Source organism: Streptomyces sp. CB09001 (genome assembly GCF_003369795.1).
Lineage (GTDB): Bacteria > Actinomycetota > Actinomycetes > Streptomycetales > Streptomycetaceae > Streptomyces.
In genome coordinates this window covers 7,071,310-7,087,704 of the sequence record NZ_CP026730.1, presented here as the reverse complement: position 1 = coordinate 7,087,704, position 16,395 = coordinate 7,071,310, and the positions used below count along the sequence as shown (strand labels likewise).

Sequence of the window (16,395 nt, the reverse complement as noted above, 5' to 3'; positions counted from 1 at the left end):
ACCGGCTGTGAGGCCGGCTGTGAATCGGGAGAGTGTACGGCGGCGTGAAGGCAGCGGGACGCTCGGCGCGGACAAGGCTGCGCGACCGCGTCGCCGCGTCCGACCCGGGGCTGTTGCGGCTGACGGCGGGCTTGCGGACGGTGGGCGCCATCGCGCTGACGCTGGGCGTGCTCGCCGTGTTCGGCGTGGACGTCAAGCATCTGGTCGCGGGCGCCATGGCGGCGATGGTCGCGACGTTCGCCATCCGGGAGAAGGAACCGGGCCCGCAGGCGGTCACGCTGGCGCTGGGCCTGCCCGTCGCCCTGGCCTCGGTCTCGCTGAGCACACTGCTCTCCTCGCGGGTCGTCGTCGGCGACGCCTTCTTCGTCGTCCTGATCTTCTGCGCGGTCTTCGTCCGCCGGTTCGGCGACCGGGGCACCGCGCTCGGTCTGATCGGCTTCCAGGTCTACTTCGTGTCGCTGTTCGTCGGCGGGAAGGTGTCCGGACTCCCGGGGCTGTGGGCCGCCGTCGCCGTGGCGTTCGCGTCCAGCGCGGTGGTGCGTTTCGGGGTGGTCCCGGCCACGCCGGTGCGCATCCTGAGCCTTCTGCGGCAGGCCTTCCGGGCACGGCTGGCCCAGCTGATCGCGACGCAGCTCGATCTGCTGGACGCGGGCCCCGACGACATCGACAGGACGCTGGAGCGCCTGCGCGACGGCACCGCGCGCCTGCACGAGACGGCCCTGATGATCCAGTCCCGGCTGGACGAGGGCACGCCCGACGCGTCCACGGCACGCCTGGTGCAGCGGCGCATCGCGGACGCCGAGATCGCCGCCGAGCGCCTCGGTCTGCTGCTGCTGACCGCGCGCAGCGCCGAGCGGGCCGACACCCTCACGCTGCATCTGCCGGGCGCGCCCGCTCCCGCGGTGGGTCACTCACCCGCACCGGGCGAGGCCACGGAGCTGCTGCGCCGCGATCTCACGGCGCTGCGCACCCTGGTGCTCCGGCCGCCGGCGGAGGCACGCGGCACCGCGCTGTCCCACCTGCGCAACCGGCTGCTCGGCTACCGCGACGAGGAGAACCTGCCCGAGGCGACCGCGGCCGTCCAGGACGTGTTCCGCGGCGTCGGTGAGACGGCGCGCGCGGTGATGGGCCTCAGGATCGCGCTGGACGGGCCGCAGGACGAGTCCGACGACTCACCGGCCACCGCCCGTTCGCGGGAGGAGCTGGACGCCGAGGACGCGGCCATCGACGCCGGTGAGGAGGCGGCCGAGGAGGAGGAGCAGACCGGGCTGCGGCGGCCCACCACCCGCGCCGCGGTGCAGGTGGCCGTGGGGTCCTCGCTGGCCATCGTCGGCGGCGAGTTCCTGTCCTCGCAGCGCTGGTACTGGGCGGTGCTCACATGCTGGATCGTGTTCATCAACACCGCCTCCACCGGCGAGATCCTGGTCAAGGGCTACCGCCGGCTGCTGGGCACGGTGCTGGGGGTGGTGGCGGGCATCGTGCTGGCCGGACTGGTGGGCAACCACACCTGGACCGCGTTCGGCCTGGTACTGGTGCTGATCTTCGCGATGTTCTACACGGCGCCGCTGTCCTACACGCTGATGTCGTTCTTCGTCACCGCGATGCTCGGGCTGCTGTACACGCTGCTGCACACCTACAGCATGTCGGTGCTGCTGCTGCGGGTGGAGGAGACGGCGCTCGGCGCGGCCTGCGGGATCGTGGCGGCGGCGCTGGTGCTGCCGATCCGCACCGACCGGCGTACGAACGAACTCCTCGGCACGGTGCTGGAGCGGCTCACCGACGTCACGGAGGGCGCGGTCGACCAGCTCAGCGGCGGGCCGGAGGCCGACCTGCTGGACACCGCGCGGGAGCTGGACCAGGCACTGGGCGACCTGCGGGCCGCCACCCAGCCGCTGACCCATCCGATCACGCCGTTGCGGGCCCGGCGCGACACCGCCCAGTACGTGGTGGCGCTGCTGGAGACCTGCGCCTATCACGCGCGGTCGCTGGCGGCGACGGCCGAGTTGCTGCCCACCCACCCCTCGATCGCGGCCGACCCGCGGCTGCGCGGCGCGGTGCGGCGCACGGTGCGCAACATCGAGGCGATCGCCGCCCACGTCGCGGACGAGAACGCCGGGACGCGGGTGGAGACCGGGCCGAGCATCGCCTCGCTGCTGGAGCCGGACGCCGCCGGAGTGCCGCGGTACGGCCGCATCACGGGTCGGGTGCTGCGGCACCTGGAGCGGCTGGACGAGGCGGTGGTCGGCCTCGCCCGGCCGCTGGGCGTGTCCGTCGGGGCGCCTCGGCGGTGACGGTCCCGCCCGGGTGGTGAGGGTCAGAAGTCGCTGGGCAGACCGCTCGCCTCGGCGATGCCGCGCAGCTCCTCGTTCTGCTGGTGGCGTTCCTTGAGGTAGTCGGCGATCTCGCCGAGTCGTTCGGGGTCGGAGGCGGTGGCCGCGTCGGTGACGACCCGGACCGGGCCGGTCACGTCGGTGCTGATCTCGACGACCTCGTTGTCGAGACGTCCGGTGACGGCGGTGGCGATGACGAGTGCGGCCTCGTCCCTGATCTCCTGGGGCAGCGCCTCGGTGCTGTCCCCGTCCAGGGAGAAGTCGATGGTCGGCATCTGCTGCTCGTCGATCGCCTGGAGGACCGGTTCCACCACGCTGAGCAGTAGCTGGTAGTCGTCGCTGGCCATGCGCACGCGCAGGAGGTCGAGGTAGACGTCCACGGGACGTCCGTCCGGCGGAGGAATCTCGTGTTCGTTCATTCGCCCCGTGTTCCCCGTGCCGGGCGGCTCAGACCCCTGGCCGGTGTCCGGGTGGGCCTCCCGTCCCGGACTCCGCATGCCCCGCATCGCCCGGCCACACCGCGGGGGCCGTGGTCGTAGGACCGCCCGTACACCGACGGGCGGTGTACGGGCGGTGCCGTCGTGCCCCTGGCCGTCCCTCGTCTCAGTCCGCCACGCCCGCGTGGGCGGCGCCGGGTGCGGGTTCCGGCGCCGGTGCGTCCGCGAGGTGGCGCCGGGCCGTCTCCAGGGCCCGGCGCACGTCACGCGTGCCGGTCGACACGCACAGCGTGTACGCCAGGTCCCGGGTCCGCGGGCCCGGTTCGCCCGTCGCGTCGGCGGGCTCGTTCACCGCGGCCACCTCGTACTCCGCGAGGAGTCTGCGCAGCACCGCGGGGTGTGGCATCAGCATCCGTCCCGCCCCCTCCCCGTGTCCCCGCCGTCCGGCTCGTCGGCGCCGCGGCCCATCAGGCCCGCGCCGGGTGGCCGGGCCGGGCCGGGCGCTGCCCCATCGCCTCGTCGCGGACGCGGGCGCAGCTGCGGCTGATGAGCCGCGAGACGTGCATCTGCGAGATGCCCAGGCAGTCGGCGATCCGGCTCTGCGTCATGTCCTCGAAGAAGCGCATGTAGAGGATGGCGCGCTCCCGTTCGGGCAGCCTGCGAAGGCCCTCCTTGGCGGACTCGCGGTCGATCACCGTGTCGTACGAGGCGTCGGCCGCGCCGAGGGTGTCCGCGAGGCTGTAGCCGTCGTCGCCCGCCGACAGCTCGGCGTCCAGCGACAGGGTGCTGAAACTCTCCAGCGCCTCCATCCCGGCGCCGACCTCGTCCTCGCTCAGCCCGGTGTGGGCCGCGAGGGCGGCCACCGAGGGTTCGGGACTGCCCGGGCTCTGGGCGAGTTCCCGGCGGGCGACGCGCACCTTGTTGCGCAGTTCCTGGACCCGGCGGGGCACCCTCAGGGCCCACATCCGGTCGCGGAAGTGGCGCTTGACCTCGCCGGTGATGGTGGGCACGGCGTAGCTCTCGAAGGCCCCGCGCTCGGGGTCGAAGCGGTCGATGGCCTTGACCAGGCCGAGAGCCGCGACCTGGCGGAGGTCCTCGATGGACTCCCCGCGGTCCCGGAACCGCCCGGCGATCCGGTGGGCCATGGGCAGCCAGGCCGTGACGAGTTCGTCGCGGACGGCGTCGCGTTCGGGGCCGTCCGCCAGCCCCGCCAGGCGGCCGAAGAGCACCATGGTGTCGGGGGCGTCGTCGTGGCGTCGGCGTGCGGAGGCGGTCGAGGGGTGGACGGGCTGGGTGGGCTGGGGGGTACCGGGACGGATGGTGGGCGTTTCTATGAGCATGCGGATCCGCTCCTGAACGGTGGTCTCAGGGACTTTCCGCGGAAACGGCGCTGCCCGGGTCGTCCCCGGCACAGCCGGGGCACCGAAGCAGCCCTGCCGCTTCCGCTGCTGCGCCTCCGGTCCGAAGCACGAATCTGCGACTGCCCCCGGCCCGGTGGAACAAACTCCGCTTTTCGAAAAGTCATCAGGACAGCGGAACGACCACGGTGATGCACTTGCCGCCCGAGGGAAGATCTGCCACCCGCACCTCGCGGGCCAGTCGGCAGACGATCGGCCAGCCCCGGCCGCCGAGGCGTCGACGGCCCAGGTCGTCGTCGGACGGCACCGCCACCGGCAGGTCGTGGCTGCGGTCGCACACCGAGAGGCGCACGCCCGGTCGTACGCGCGGTCCCACGACGTCGACCCGGAAGTCGGTGATGCCGCCACCGTGCAGGATGGCGTTGGTGGTCAGCTCCGAGGCGACGAGCACGGCGTCCGACAGGGCCCCCGCGTCGCACGACGCCCGGCCGTCGGCGCCGCGGCACTCGGTGACGGCGCGTTCGACCGCCTCGCGCGCGTCGGCGGGCCGGCGCGGCCGGTACCGGCGGCCCGTTTCCCTGCCGCGCTGCTCGACGACGGGTTGAGTCGTGTCCCTGTCACGCATCGGTCAGCTCCCTGGTCGGTCGGACGGTCCGGTTCGGCCCTGCGCGCGCCGTGCGGCCCGTCACCTTCGGCTGACCTCTGCCGGTAGGGGCAAACCTCCGGTCCTCCGTGCGGCCCAAGGGCCATCCGGACGCCCTGTGGGGGTACGCGGAGTGCATGACGGATGTTGTGGACGCGGACGAACTACTGCGCCGGATGCACCGCGCGAGGAGCTGCGCGCTGGAGGAGGGCCGGAGCTGGCGGGCGCGCAGCGAGGCGCTGCGGTCGACCGACCCGGAGGGCTCCCGGGAGGCCGCGGTACGGACCGTGGCGTACGAGGCGGTGCTGCGGGTGCTGGACGAGGTGCTGACTCCGGGCCGGAACGCGGACCGGCGATCGCCGGCGGATTGACACGGCGCCGGACGGGAAACCGGGGCGGCATGACAGTCGACCACCGCCGAGCACCGGTCCTGGAAGCCCTCGTCGAATACCGCCGTGCGGGACGGCTGTCCTTCACGCCACCCGGGCACAAGCAGGCGCGCGGGGCGGACCCCGCGGTGCGCGAGGTGCTGGGTGACGCCGTCTTCCACGGGGACGTGCTGGCGACGGCCGGACTCGACGACCGGCTCACCCGGGGACGGGTGCTGGAGCGCGCCCAGCAGCTGATGGCGGACGCCGTGCACGCCGATCACACGTTCTTCTCGACCTGCGGGAGTTCCCTGTCGGTGAAGGCGGCGATGCTGGCGGTGGCGGGGCCGCACGAGAAGCTGCTGATCGGCCGGGACGCCCACAAGTCCGTGGTCTCGGGGCTGATCCTGTCCGGCATCGAGCCGGTGTGGGTGGAGCCGCGCTGGGACGCGGAACGGCATCTGGCCCACCCGCCGTCCGCCGAGTCGTTCGAGGAGGCGTTCACGGCGCATCCCGACGCCAGGGGTGCCCTGGTCACCAGCCCGACGCCGTACGGTGCGAGCGCCGATCTGCGGGCCGTCGCCGAGGTCTGCCACCGCCGCTCGCTGCCGCTGATCGTCGACGAGGCGTGGGGGGCGCATCTGCCCTTCCACCCGGATCTGCCGTCCTGGGCGATGGACGCGGGCGCCGACATCTGCGTGACCAGCATCCACAAGATGGGCAGCGGTCTCGAACAGGGATCGGTGTTCCACCTGCGCGGCGACCTGGTGCCGCCCGAACTGCTCGGTATGCGCGCCGACCTGCTGAGCACCACCAGCCCGTCGGTGCTGATCTTCGCCGGTCTCGACGGCTGGCGCCGCCAGATGGCACTCGGCGGGCAGGAGCTGATGAGCGGCGCGCTGGAGCTGGTGGCCGGTGTCCGGACGGCCGTCGAGGAGATCGAGGGCATGCACGTCAACGACCGCGACGACTTCTGCGGTCCGGGGTTGGCCCACGGTTTCGATCCGCTGCCGGTCGTCATCGACCTCGACGGGCTCGGCGTCTCGGGCTTCCGGGCGGCGGACTGGCTGCGGGAGCACCGCGGTGTGATCGCCCACATCACCGACCACCGCCGCATCGGGGCGCAGATCACCCACGGCGACGACCGGGAGACCGCCGGGGAACTGCTCACCGCCCTGAAGGACCTCGCCCGCGCCGCCCCGGGTCTGGGGTCCGCTGCGCGCGTCGAGGTGCCGTCGCCGGCCGAGCTGCGGATGCCTCAGACGTGCTTGCCCCGGGACGCGTTCTTCGGCCCCACCGAGGATGTACCCCTGGACCGGGCCGCCGGCCGGGTCGCGGCGGAGATGATCACTCCGTATCCGCCCGGCATTCCGGCCGTGCTGCCCGGTGAGCGGCTGGCCGAGCCGGTCCTGCGCTATCTGCGCAGCGGCCTGGAGGCGGGAATGTACCTCCCCGATCCGACCGATCCGGCACTGGAGACCGTCAGGGTCGTCGCGGAACACGGTGCCTGAGCGGGGGCCCGATGAGTGAAACGGGTCACGTGTCGCGGTGTCGGTTTCGCGGAACACCCGGAGATGGTTTAGCGTTCATCCATACGTGGCGACGGAGTCGACCGAAATGTCCTCCGCGGTCACCGCTTACGGCCCTGGCCGGCCTCCCCCGTCCGGCCAGGGCTTTTTCATGCCCGCGCGCTCCCGTCCCCGGTTCCGGCACGGAATCCGTACCGGATCCCGCCGTCCGCCGAGGTGCTCAGCACGGCGACAGCGACTGAAATGGACATAGGGAAAGCCCCGGAACCGAATCGCCGGCGAGGAGCCCCGTGCCATGACCAAAGCGATCAAACTCCTGAACGCCCTCCCCCTCCCCCAGCGCGCGCGGCTGATGGAGCTGGCCCAGGAGGTCTCCTTCCCGGAGGACGACCGGATCTTCGAGGCGGGTGGCGGGGCGGACCGTTTCTGGGTCATCCGCTCCGGCGCGGTCTCCCTGACCCAGCAGGTGACGTCCCTGCAGCGGGTCACGGTCGCCAGTCTCGGCGTGGGCGACCTGCTCGGCTGGTCCTGGCTGTTCCCGCCCTACGAGTGGGACTTCGGCGCCGAGGCGTTCAGCCCGGTGCGCGCGTACGAGTTCGACGCGGCCGCGGTGCTCGACCTGTGCGAGCGGGACCCGCAGCTGGGCATCGTGCTGGTGCGGTCGGTCGCGGAGATCCTCGCGCACCGGCTGGAGTCCACCAGGGGCCGGCTCATGGAGCACTACGCGCTGCACGGGCGCGGCTCGCTGTGAGCCGCCGTCAGACGCGGTAGCGGCGCAGCGCGGGCATCGCGACGGCCAGGGCCAGCATCACGGCCACGACGAGCAGACCGCCGCCGGCCACGGCCTCCCGGGCCCCGAAGGCGGAGCCCGCGCCGCCGTGCAGGACGTCGGCCAGCCGCGGGCCGCCCGCCACGACGACGGTGAACACGCCCTGCATGCGCCCGCGCATCTCGTCGGTCGCGGCGGACAGCAGGATCGCCCCGCGGAACACCATGGAGACCATGTCGGCGACACCGGCCACGACCAGGAAGGCGACCGCGAGCCACAGACTGCCGCTGAGCCCGAAGCCGGTGATGGCGGCCCCCCAGACGACGACCGCGCCGATCACCATCCAGCCGTGCCGGCGGGCCCGCGAGAAGGTGCCGGAGAACAGTCCGCCGGCCACCGCGCCGATGGGGATCGCCGCGAACAGCAGACCGAGCGCCAGCCCTTCGCCGTACGGGGCGTACGTCTCGGCGGCGAGCTGCGGGAACAGGGCGCGGGGCATGCCGAACACCATGGCGACGATGTCGGCCAGGAAGGACAGCAGCAGCACCTTGTGCCCGGCGATGTAGCGGAAGCCGGCCACCACCTCGCGCACGCCCGCGCGCCGGACCGCCGTGCCCGCGAGTGGCGGCAGCGCGGGGAGCCGGTGGACCGCCCACACGGTGACGCACAGGGCCAGCGCGTCGATCAGGTACAGCTCGGGCAGTCCGATCACCGGGATCAGCGCACCGGCGAGCAGCGGGCCGACCACCTGCCCGGTCTGCATGACGGTGGAGCCGAGGGCGTTGGCGGCGGGCAGCTCGTCCTCGGGCACCAGACGGGCGATGGAGGCGTTGCGGGCCGGGGCGTTGAGGCCCCAGAAGGCCTGCTGCAGCGCGAGCAGCAGCATCAGCGCGGCCACCGACGCCATGCCGGTCACCGCCTGTATCCAGAAGAGCAGCGAGGTCACCGCGATGCCGGTGTTGGTGATCAGCAGCAGCTTGCGGCGGTCCATGGTGTCGGCCACCGCGCCGCCCCACAGCGCGAAGACGATGAGCGGCAGCAGACCGGCGAGGCTCGCGGCGCCGACCCACGCGGAGGAGCCGGTGATGTCGTAGATCTGCTTGGGTACGGCGACGGCGGTGAGCTGGCTGCCGACGGCCGTGACGATGGTCGAGGACCACAGCCTGCGGTAGGCCGGGCGGCGCAGGGGCCGGGTGTCCATGGCCCAGCGGCGCCATCCGCGCTGCCGGGTCCCGTCCGGCGCCGGGGCCTTCGCGCCCGGTTCGGTGCCGCTCTCACTGTTGCTCTCGCTCGTGTCCACGCGCTTCCTGCATGCTCGGTACATCTTTCGGCTGCGGGGATCACTATCGCAGCTGTGTTCGGGTTCAGGTCCGGTCAGGCCCCGGCGACGAGTGAGACGCCGAGGACGATCATGGTGGCGGCCACCAGGCCGTCGAGGACCCGCCAGGCCGCGGGCCGGGCCAGGAAGCGGCCGAGGTGGCGGGCGCCGAAGCCGAGCGCGGCGAACCAGACCAGGCTGGCGGCGGCGGCTCCGAGGCCGAAGGTCCAGCGCAGCGGCCCGCGGTCGGCGGCGACGGAGCCCAGCAGGAACACGGTGTCGAGGTAGACGTGCGGGTTGAGCCAGGTCAGCGCCAGGCAGGTGAGCACGGCCCGGCGGCGCGAGCCCGCGGCGTCGCCGTCCGCCCGCAGCGCACCGGACGGCCGGAACACCCGCCGGGCGGCCAGGGCTCCGTAGCAGAGCAGGAAGGCGCCGCCGATCCAGCCGACGGCGGTCAGCGCGCCCGGCCAGGCCACCACCACGGCGCCGACCCCGCCGACGCCCAGGGCGATGAGCACGGCGTCGGACAGCGCGCAGATGCCGACCACGGCGAGCACCGCGTCGCGGCGGACCCCCTGACGCAGGACGAAGGCGTTCTGGGCGCCGATGGCGACGATGAGCGAGAGGCCGGTCCCGAAACCGGCGGCGGCCGCCGTGAGCGCGTTGTTCATGTCCTCGACGCTAAGCGGGCGATCACCGGACGTACAGCTAAGGATTCTTACGTATCATTAGCCGTCGTGATGACGACATGACGCCGGCCTGTGCGCCGGCCCTCGCGGATCTGCCGCTGGACCACGTGCGCACCCTGCTGGCAGTGGTGGACGAGGGGACGTTCGACGCGGCCGCCGCCGCCCTGCACGTGACGCCGTCCGCGGTGAGCCAGCGGGTGAAGGCGCTGGAGCAGCGCACCGGCCGGGTGCTGCTGCTGCGCACCAAGCCGGTGCGGGCGACGGACTCCGGTGCCGTGCTGGTGCGGCTGGCCCGCCAGGTGGCGCGGCTGGAGCGGGACGCCTCGGCCGAGCTGGGCCTGCGCGGGGCGGGCGAGCCGACCCGGGTGTCGGTGGCGGTGAACGCGGACTCCCTGGCGACCTGGTTCCTGCCCGCCCTCACCCGTCTTCCCCCGGAGCCCGCGCTCTGCTTCGAACTGCGCCGCGAGGACGAGGGCCACACGGCGACGCTGCTGCGGGAGGGCGTGGTGATGGCCGCGGTGACGTCGTCGCCCGAACCGGTTCCCGGCTGCACGGTCCGGGCGCTGGGCCGGATGCGCTATCTCCCCTGCGCCACCGCGGACCTCGCCGCCCGCCATCTGGCGGGGCCGCCGCACGAGGTGGTCGCCGGGGCTCCCGTGGTGGTCTTCGACCGGCGGGACGACTTCCAGGACGCCTTCGCGCGGCGGCTCGGGCTCGACGGTGCGAGCGCCGCGCGGCACTACGTGCCGACCTCGGAGGGCTTCGTCGAGGCCGTCGCCGCCGGGCTCGGCTGGGGCATGGTGCCCCAGCCACAGGCGGAGCCCCTGCTGCGCACCGGCCGGCTCGTCGTCTTCGCCCCGGACCTGGCGGTGGACGTCACGCTCCACTGGCAGCAGTGGAAGCTCGACTCCCCGGCCCTGGCCGCGGTGGCGGACGCGGTGACGGCGACGGCGGCCGAGGCGCTCGGGCGGTAGCGGCCGGCCCGGGCGACCGTCGGAGCCGCGCCGGTTTCGCCCCGCGGTCGACAGGTCACCCGCAACGGAGTAAGCCATGCACGAGGGCGCGAACGATACCGATCGCAGGTGACTTTGATGGACAACTGGCGCGAACACGCCGCATGCCGGACGGAGGACCCCGACCTCTTCTTCCCGATCGGCACCACCGGCCCGGCCGCTTTGCAGACCGAGCAGGCGAAGGCGGTCTGCCGGACCTGTCCGGTCCGGGAGCAGTGTCTGCGCTGGGCGCTCGACACCGGGCAGACCATCGGTGTCTGGGGCGGCACCAGCGAGCTCGAACGCCGGGCGCTCAAGCGGCGCGAGGCCGCTCGCCGGAGGTCCGGCTGATGCCGGGCGCCCCCGCCGGACATGGGCCGGCGGGATCGTCGTCGGCCGTGGGAGGACCGCCATGAGCGTGCGCGTGCGCCGCGTCTACGACCCGCCGGAGCCGGAGGACGGGGTACGGGTCCTGGTGGACCGGCTGTGGCCCCGGGGTGTGTCGAAGGACGCGGCGCGGGTGGACGAGTGGCCCAAGGAGCTCACCCCGTCGACCGAGCTGCGCCGCTGGTACCACGCGGGCGAGCGCTCGTACGAGGAGTTCGCGCGCCGGTACGAGGCGGAGCTGACCGCCCCGGAGGCGAGCGAACTCCTCGACCGGGTACGGGAACTGGCCGAGGCGGGCGACGTGACGCTGCTGACCGCGGCCAGGTCGCCCGGCGAGAGCCACGCCTCCGTGCTGCTCCGCCTCCTCGACGAGGGGTGAGCGGCGCGGAGCGGTCGGCCGGCGGGGCCGCCGCTCAGGCGGTCTGCCGTGCCGCGGCCCGGCCCGCCGCCCGGCCGGAGAACAGGCAGCCGCCGAGGAAGGTGCCCTCCAGCGCGTTGTACCCGTGCACCCCTCCCCCGCCGAAGCCGGCCACCTCGCCGGCCGCGTACAGGCCCTCGACCGGGGTGCCGTCGGCGCCCAGGGCGCGGGAGTCCAGGTCGGTCTGGATGCCGCCGAGGGTCTTGCGGGTGAGGATGTGCAGCTTGACGCCGATCAGCGGGCCCGCGGCCGGGTCGAGGATCCGGTGCGGGGTGGCGACGCGGCCGAGGCGGTCGCCGATGTAGCGGCGGGCGTTGCGAATGCCCTGCACCTGGGCGTCCTTGGCGTACGGGTTGGCCAGTTGGAGGTCGCGGGCCTCGATCTGGCGCCGGAGCGCGGCGGCCTCCAGGAGCGGCTCGTCGGTCAACCGGTTCATCTTCTCCACCAGTTGCTCCAGGTTCGGCGCGGTCACGAAGTCGGCGCCGTGGCGCAGGAACGCGTCCACCGGGGCCGGGGCTCCCTTGCCGAGCAGGCGTTCGCGCAGGAAGCCGGCGCGGTTCTTGGCGGTGATGTCGGGGTTCTGCTCGGAGCCGGAGAGCGCGAACTCCTTCTCGACGATCTTCTGGGTGAGGACGAACCAGGAGTGGTCGTGCTCCGCGAGACCCTCGGCCGTGCGCAGGTGGCGCAGGGTGCCGAGGGTGTCGTAGCCGGGCAGGTACGGCTCGGGCAGCCGGCGTCCCAGCGCGTCGAACCACATCGAGGACGGTCCGGGCAGGATGCGGATGCCGTGGCCGGGCCAGATCGGGTCCCAGTTGCGCACGCCCTCGGTGTAGTGCCACATCCGGTCCCGGTTGACCAGGCGGGCGCCCGCCTCGGCGCTGATGTCGAGCATCCGTCCGTCGACGTAGGCGGGGACGCCGGTGACCATCTCGGCGGGCGGGGTGCCCAGACGCTCGGGCCAGTGGCGGCGGACGATGTCGTGGTCGGCGCCGATGCCGCCGGAGGTGACGATCACGGCACGCGCGGTGAGTTCGAACTCGCCGGCCGCGTCGCGGTTGGAGGCGACGCCGCGCGGTGAGTCGTCCGGGGCGAGGACCGTGCCGCGCACCCCGCGCGCGGAGCCGTCCTCGACGACCAGGTGGTCGACGCGGTGGCGGTGGTGGAAGGTGAGCAGTCCGTCGCGCGCGGCCTGCTTCGCGTACCGCACGAAGGGCTCGACGACCCCCGTGCCGGTGCCCCAGGCGATGTGGAAGCGGGGTACGGAGTTGCCGTGCCCGCCCGCCCTGAGGTCGCCGCGCTCGGCCCAGCCGACGGTGGGCAGGAAGGTGATGCCGTGCCCGGCCAGCCAGGACCGCTTCTCCCCCGCCGCCCACTCGACGTACGCCCGTGCCCAGCGCACCGACCAGGAGTCCTCGTCCTCGGTCCGGTCGAAGCCTGCGCTGCCCTGCCAGTCGTTCCAGGCCAGGTCGAGGGAGTCCTTGACGCCGAGCCGCCGCTGCTCCGGGGAGTCGACCAGGAAGAGACCGCCGAAGGACCAGAAGGCCTGCCCGCCGAGGTTGGCCGCGTTCTCCTGGTCCACCAGGGCGACTCTCCTGCCCCGGCTGGTCAGCTCGTGGGCCGCGACCAGGCCCGCCAGACCCGCTCCGACCACGATGACGTCGGCATCCATGGCGACCGTCCCTTCCTGTTGTGTCGGTGACCCTGTGGTCAGTGACGCGCGCTGCCGTCGGTGAGCAGCGCGGTGAGCAGCTGCCCCAGCCAGACCCGGGCGCCCGCGACGTCCCGGTCCAGGAGCAGTTGGGTGGTGACCCCGTCGTAGGCCGCGATCACGGCGTGCGCGGCCTCCTCGGCGTCGCCGGGCACTGCGGGCAGGGCGGTGTGTCCGCGGGCCCGGGCGAGCCGGTCGGCGATCGCCCGCCTGAGGCGGGCCCGGTGCTCCAGCAGGGTCCGGGCGACCTCGGGGTCGCGGGCGGCGTGCACCAGGAAGTCCGTCTTCACCAGGAGCCAGTCCCGGTCCAGGAGCAGCACCTCGGTGACGCGCTCCACGGCGGCGGACACGTCCAGGCCGGGTCCGTCGGCGGCGAGGGCGGTGGCCACCTGCTCGGCGATCAGGTCGGCCCGCTGCTCGTAGAGGACGAAGAACAGCTCGTCGAGACTGTCGAAGTTGGAGTAGAAGGCGCCCCGGCTGTACCCGGCCGCCTCGCAGACCTCCTCGATCGACACCCGTCCGAAGCCCTTGGCGGCGAACACCGCGAACGCGGCGTCCAGGAGGTTCGCCCGGGTGCGCACGCGGCGCCTGGTCACCCGCCCGGTGGTCGCCTTCGCCGCCATGCCCGACCCTCCGCTCGGTTTGATACGCGAATGTATCGGATACACCGCCGTATCGAAAGAGCGGCCACAGTAGGGGCGACACCACCTATAGAACACATTTTCGAATGAGGAGTACCCTGGTCCCATGACCACGCACCACCTCCAGGCCTCGCTCTTCGACCAGACCGACGAGGTCCGGCTGGGCCCGCTCGACGGTCTGCGCCGCACCCACCTCGGCCTGGGAGCCTGGATCGACCTGCTCCCCGGGTGGCTGAGCGGCGCCGACGCGCTGTTCGAGCGGCTGGCCGCCGAGGTCCCCTGGCGTGCGGAACGGCGTGAGATGTACGAACGCGTCGTCGACGTACCCCGGCTGCTGGCGTTCTACGGCGCGGGCGACGCCCTCCCGCACCCGCTGCTGACCGAGGCGCGCGACGCCCTGTCGGCCCACTACGCCGAGGAGCTGGGCGAGCCGTTCACAAGCGCGGGCCTGTGCCACTACCGCGACGGCCGGGACAGCGTCGCCTGGCACGGTGACCGGATCGGACGCGGCGCGCGCCAGGACACCATGGTCGCCATCCTCTCGGTGGGCGCGCCCCGGGACCTGCTGCTGCGCCCGGCGGGCGGGGGCGGGCAGACCGTGCGCCGCCCGCTGGGCCACGGCGACCTGATCGTGATGGGCGGCTCCTGCCAGCGCACCTGGGAACACTGCGTCCCCAAGAGCACCCGCGCCGCCGGGCCCCGCATCAGCGTCCAGTTCCGCCCGCGCGGCGTGCGCTGAGGGCCGGGCGACCGCCCGCTCCCCGTTTCTGGTTGGCTGTCCCGCGCGGGGACCACCGATCCGGAACACGGGAGACCATGAGCGCGGACGTACGGCAAGTGGCCGACGGCACCTACCTGGTGCACGGCGGCAACACCAACTGGGTCGTCCTCACCGACGGCGACGCGGTGACCCTCGTCGACACCGGATACCCCGGCGACCGCCGGGCGCTGCTCGACTCCCTCGCCGCCGTCGGGAGTTCGCCCGAGGCGGTGGCGGCCGTGCTGATCACCCACGCCCACAACGACCACCTGGGCTCGGCCGAGTACCTGCGCGCCGCCCACGGCACCCCGGTCCTGCTGCACGAGGCCGAGGTGCCGCACGCCCGGCGCGACTTCCTCCAGCAGGTGTCGGTCGGCACCGTGCTGCGCAACGCCTGGCGCCCCGGCGTGCTGCCGTGGACGGTGCACGTGCTGCGCACCGGCGGCACCGAGCAGCACCCGGTGACCGCGCCCGCGGCCTTCCCGGTGGACGGCGCCCTCGACCTGCCCGGCCGGCCCGTGCCGGTGCACACCCCCGGGCACACCGACGGCCACTGCGTCTACCACCTTCCCGACGCCGGGGTGGTGATCTCCGGCGACGCGCTGGTGAGCGGCCACGCCATCTCGCGGGTCGAGGGACCGCAGCTGCTGCCCGACCTGTTCCACCACGACCGGACGCGCGCGGTCGCCTCGCTCGACGTCATCGCCGGTCTGGAGGGCGACGTGCTGCTGCCTGGCCACGGTCCGGTCCACCGCGGGCCGGTGAAGGACGCCGCGGCACGGGCCCGGGAACGGGCGTTCTAGAGTCGGGGCATGGCCTTGCAGATCAGTGCCACCAATCCGGAGCATCCCGCGCTCCTGCTCGAACTGCCCTGGCAGCTGCCGCTGGAGCAGTGGCCCGAGGAGTATCTCGTGCCGCTGCCGCGGGGCATCTCCCGGCACGTGGTCCGCTACGCGCGCGCCGGGGACGAGGTGATCGCCGTCAAGGAGCTGGCCGAGCGGCCCGCACTGCGCGAGTACCAGCTGCTGCGCGACCTGGACCGGCTCGCCATCCCGGCGGTGGACGCGCTGGCCGTGGTCACCGGCCGCTCCGACGCCGCCGGCGAGGCCCTGGAGCCGGTGCTGGTCACCCGGCACCTGGGCGGCTCGCTGCCGTACCGGTCGATGTTCGAGACGACGCTGCGCCCGGCCACCATGCACCGCCTGATGGACGCCCTCGCGGTGCTGCTGGTCCGACTGCACCTGGCCGGCTTCGCGTGGGGGGACTGCTCGCTGTCCAACACGCTCTTCCGGCGCGACGCGGGCGCCTACGCCGCCTACCTCGTCGACGCCGAGACCGGCGACCTGCACCCGCGGCTCAGCGACGGGCAGCGCGACTACGACCTCGACCTCGCCCGGGTGAACATCAGCGGCGAGCTGCTCGACCTGGAGGCCTCGGGGGCGCTGCACCCCTCCGTCGACCCGGTCGAGTTCGGCACCGAGATCTGCGCCCGCTACCGGAGCCTGTGGCAGGAGCTGACCCGCACCTCCGTGTATCCGGCGGGCAAGTACCACTACATCGAGCGCCGGATCCGGCGCCTGAACGCGCTCGGTTTCGACGTGGCCGAGATGCAGATCGAGCACGCCTCCAACGGCGACACGGTCACCTTCGTGCCCAAGGTCGTCGACGCCGGTCACCACCAGCGCCAGCTGTTGCGCCTGACCGGCCTGGACGCCGAGGAGAACCAGGCCAGGCGGCTGCTCAACGACCTGGAGAGCTGGATGGCCACCCAGGACGACTACGCCCCGGGCGACCCCCTCGGCGCCCGCCCGGAGGTCCTCGCCCACCGCTGGGTGCGCGAGGTCTTCCGGCCCACCGTGCGCGCCGTGCCGGTGGAAGTGCGCGGCGCGATGGACCCGGCGGAGATCTACCACGAGCTGCTGGAGCACCGCTGGTACCTCTCCGAGCGGGCCCAGCACGACATCGGCCTGGAGACGGCCGTCGAGGACTACATCCTCAACATCCTGCCCCGGGCCCGGGAGACCCTGCAGCCCACGGCGGACTGAGCG

The 16,395-nt window shown here is 73.4% G+C and carries 18 protein-coding genes; 10 read left to right on the top strand and 8 right to left on the bottom strand.

Features of this window, described 5'->3' with window-relative positions; translation table 11 throughout:
* Positions 1-44 precede the first annotated feature (44 nt).
* Positions 45-2,291 (top strand): FUSC family protein, encoded by a 2,247-nt coding sequence (locus C4J65_RS32555; RefSeq protein WP_162833462.1) that lies wholly within the window; start codon positions 45-47, stop codon positions 2,289-2,291.
* A gap of 23 nt (positions 2,292-2,314) precedes the next feature.
* Here C4J65_RS32555 and C4J65_RS32550 read toward each other — a convergent pair whose 3' ends face one another.
* From C4J65_RS32550 to C4J65_RS32535, 4 genes are all read right to left on the bottom strand, one after another.
* The gene (locus C4J65_RS32550) at positions 2,315-2,749 is read right to left on the bottom strand and encodes a hypothetical protein (RefSeq protein ID WP_115745654.1); all 435 of its coding nucleotides are present in this window, start codon (positions 2,747-2,749) and stop codon (positions 2,315-2,317) included.
* A gap of 184 nt (positions 2,750-2,933) precedes the next feature.
* Complete coding sequence (locus C4J65_RS32545; RefSeq protein WP_115745653.1) at positions 2,934-3,179, bottom strand: DUF5133 domain-containing protein; 246 nt, start codon at positions 3,177-3,179, stop codon at positions 2,934-2,936.
* A 55-nt stretch (positions 3,180-3,234) separates the two neighbouring features.
* Positions 3,235-4,107, bottom strand: a complete 873-nt coding sequence (locus C4J65_RS32540) for a SigB/SigF/SigG family RNA polymerase sigma factor (protein WP_115745652.1) — start codon at positions 4,105-4,107, stop codon at positions 3,235-3,237.
* 184 nt (positions 4,108-4,291) lie between these two features.
* Positions 4,292-4,750, bottom strand: a complete 459-nt coding sequence (locus C4J65_RS32535; protein ID WP_115745651.1) for an ATP-binding protein — start codon at positions 4,748-4,750, stop codon at positions 4,292-4,294.
* Between the two features lie 155 nt (positions 4,751-4,905).
* Here C4J65_RS32535 and C4J65_RS32530 point away from each other — a divergent pair, with 155 nt between their 5' ends.
* The 3 genes from C4J65_RS32530 (at position 4,906) to C4J65_RS32520 (ending at position 7,416) form a co-directional block, all read left to right on the top strand.
* Positions 4,906-5,139, top strand: coding sequence for a hypothetical protein (locus C4J65_RS32530; RefSeq protein WP_115746746.1), 234 nt, complete (start codon positions 4,906-4,908; stop codon positions 5,137-5,139).
* A gap of 29 nt (positions 5,140-5,168) precedes the next feature.
* A complete protein-coding gene (locus C4J65_RS32525) occupies positions 5,169-6,647 on the top strand; it encodes an ornithine decarboxylase (protein WP_115745650.1) in 1,479 nt (492 codons plus the stop codon).
* 313 nt (positions 6,648-6,960) lie between these two features.
* Positions 6,961-7,416, top strand: coding sequence for a cyclic nucleotide-binding domain-containing protein (locus C4J65_RS32520; protein WP_115745649.1), 456 nt, complete (start codon positions 6,961-6,963; stop codon positions 7,414-7,416).
* A 7-nt stretch (positions 7,417-7,423) separates the two neighbouring features.
* On the opposite strand, the gene C4J65_RS32515 is transcribed toward C4J65_RS32520, so the two are convergent.
* Together C4J65_RS32515 and C4J65_RS32510 are read right to left on the bottom strand one after the other, a co-directional pair.
* Positions 7,424-8,734, bottom strand: coding sequence for an MFS transporter (locus C4J65_RS32515; protein ID WP_162833461.1), 1,311 nt, complete (start codon positions 8,732-8,734; stop codon positions 7,424-7,426).
* A gap of 74 nt (positions 8,735-8,808) precedes the next feature.
* Positions 8,809-9,423 (bottom strand): LysE/ArgO family amino acid transporter, encoded by a 615-nt coding sequence (locus C4J65_RS32510; RefSeq protein WP_115745647.1) that lies wholly within the window; start codon positions 9,421-9,423, stop codon positions 8,809-8,811.
* Positions 9,424-9,500: 77 nt separating this feature from the next.
* Between C4J65_RS32510 and C4J65_RS32505 the strand changes: the two genes are divergently transcribed.
* From C4J65_RS32505 to C4J65_RS32495, 3 genes are all read left to right on the top strand, one after another.
* Positions 9,501-10,415, top strand: a complete 915-nt coding sequence (locus tag C4J65_RS32505) for a LysR family transcriptional regulator ArgP (protein ID WP_115745646.1) — start codon at positions 9,501-9,503, stop codon at positions 10,413-10,415.
* A 117-nt stretch (positions 10,416-10,532) separates the two neighbouring features.
* Positions 10,533-10,784 (top strand): WhiB family transcriptional regulator, encoded by a 252-nt coding sequence (locus C4J65_RS32500; RefSeq protein ID WP_115745645.1) that lies wholly within the window; start codon positions 10,533-10,535, stop codon positions 10,782-10,784.
* Positions 10,785-10,845: 61 nt separating this feature from the next.
* The gene (locus tag C4J65_RS32495; protein WP_115745644.1) at positions 10,846-11,199 is read left to right on the top strand and encodes a DUF488 family protein; all 354 of its coding nucleotides are present in this window, start codon (positions 10,846-10,848) and stop codon (positions 11,197-11,199) included.
* A 34-nt stretch (positions 11,200-11,233) separates the two neighbouring features.
* Here the strand turns inward: C4J65_RS32495 and C4J65_RS32490 are convergent, their stop codons facing one another.
* Together C4J65_RS32490 and C4J65_RS32485 are read right to left on the bottom strand one after the other, a co-directional pair.
* Positions 11,234-12,907 carry an FAD-binding dehydrogenase gene (locus tag C4J65_RS32490; RefSeq protein WP_115745643.1) on the bottom strand — a complete coding sequence of 558 codons (1,674 nt, stop codon included), beginning with the start codon at positions 12,905-12,907 and terminating at the stop codon, positions 11,234-11,236.
* Positions 12,908-12,945: 38 nt separating this feature from the next.
* Positions 12,946-13,569, bottom strand: coding sequence for a TetR/AcrR family transcriptional regulator (locus C4J65_RS32485; protein ID WP_162833460.1), 624 nt, complete (start codon positions 13,567-13,569; stop codon positions 12,946-12,948).
* 124 nt (positions 13,570-13,693) lie between these two features.
* Here C4J65_RS32485 and C4J65_RS32480 point away from each other — a divergent pair, with 124 nt between their 5' ends.
* The 3 genes from C4J65_RS32480 to C4J65_RS32470 all read left to right on the top strand — a co-directional run bounded on the left by C4J65_RS32480 (position 13,694) and on the right by C4J65_RS32470 (position 16,392).
* On the top strand, positions 13,694-14,326 hold the full coding sequence (locus C4J65_RS32480; protein ID WP_115745642.1) for an alpha-ketoglutarate-dependent dioxygenase AlkB: 633 nt from the start codon (positions 13,694-13,696) through the stop codon (positions 14,324-14,326).
* 77 nt (positions 14,327-14,403) lie between these two features.
* A complete protein-coding gene (locus tag C4J65_RS32475) occupies positions 14,404-15,150 on the top strand; it encodes an MBL fold metallo-hydrolase (protein WP_115745641.1) in 747 nt (248 codons plus the stop codon).
* A gap of 9 nt (positions 15,151-15,159) precedes the next feature.
* Positions 15,160-16,392 (top strand): DUF4032 domain-containing protein, encoded by a 1,233-nt coding sequence (locus tag C4J65_RS32470; protein ID WP_115745640.1) that lies wholly within the window; start codon positions 15,160-15,162, stop codon positions 16,390-16,392.
* Positions 16,393-16,395: the final 3 nt, after the last annotated feature.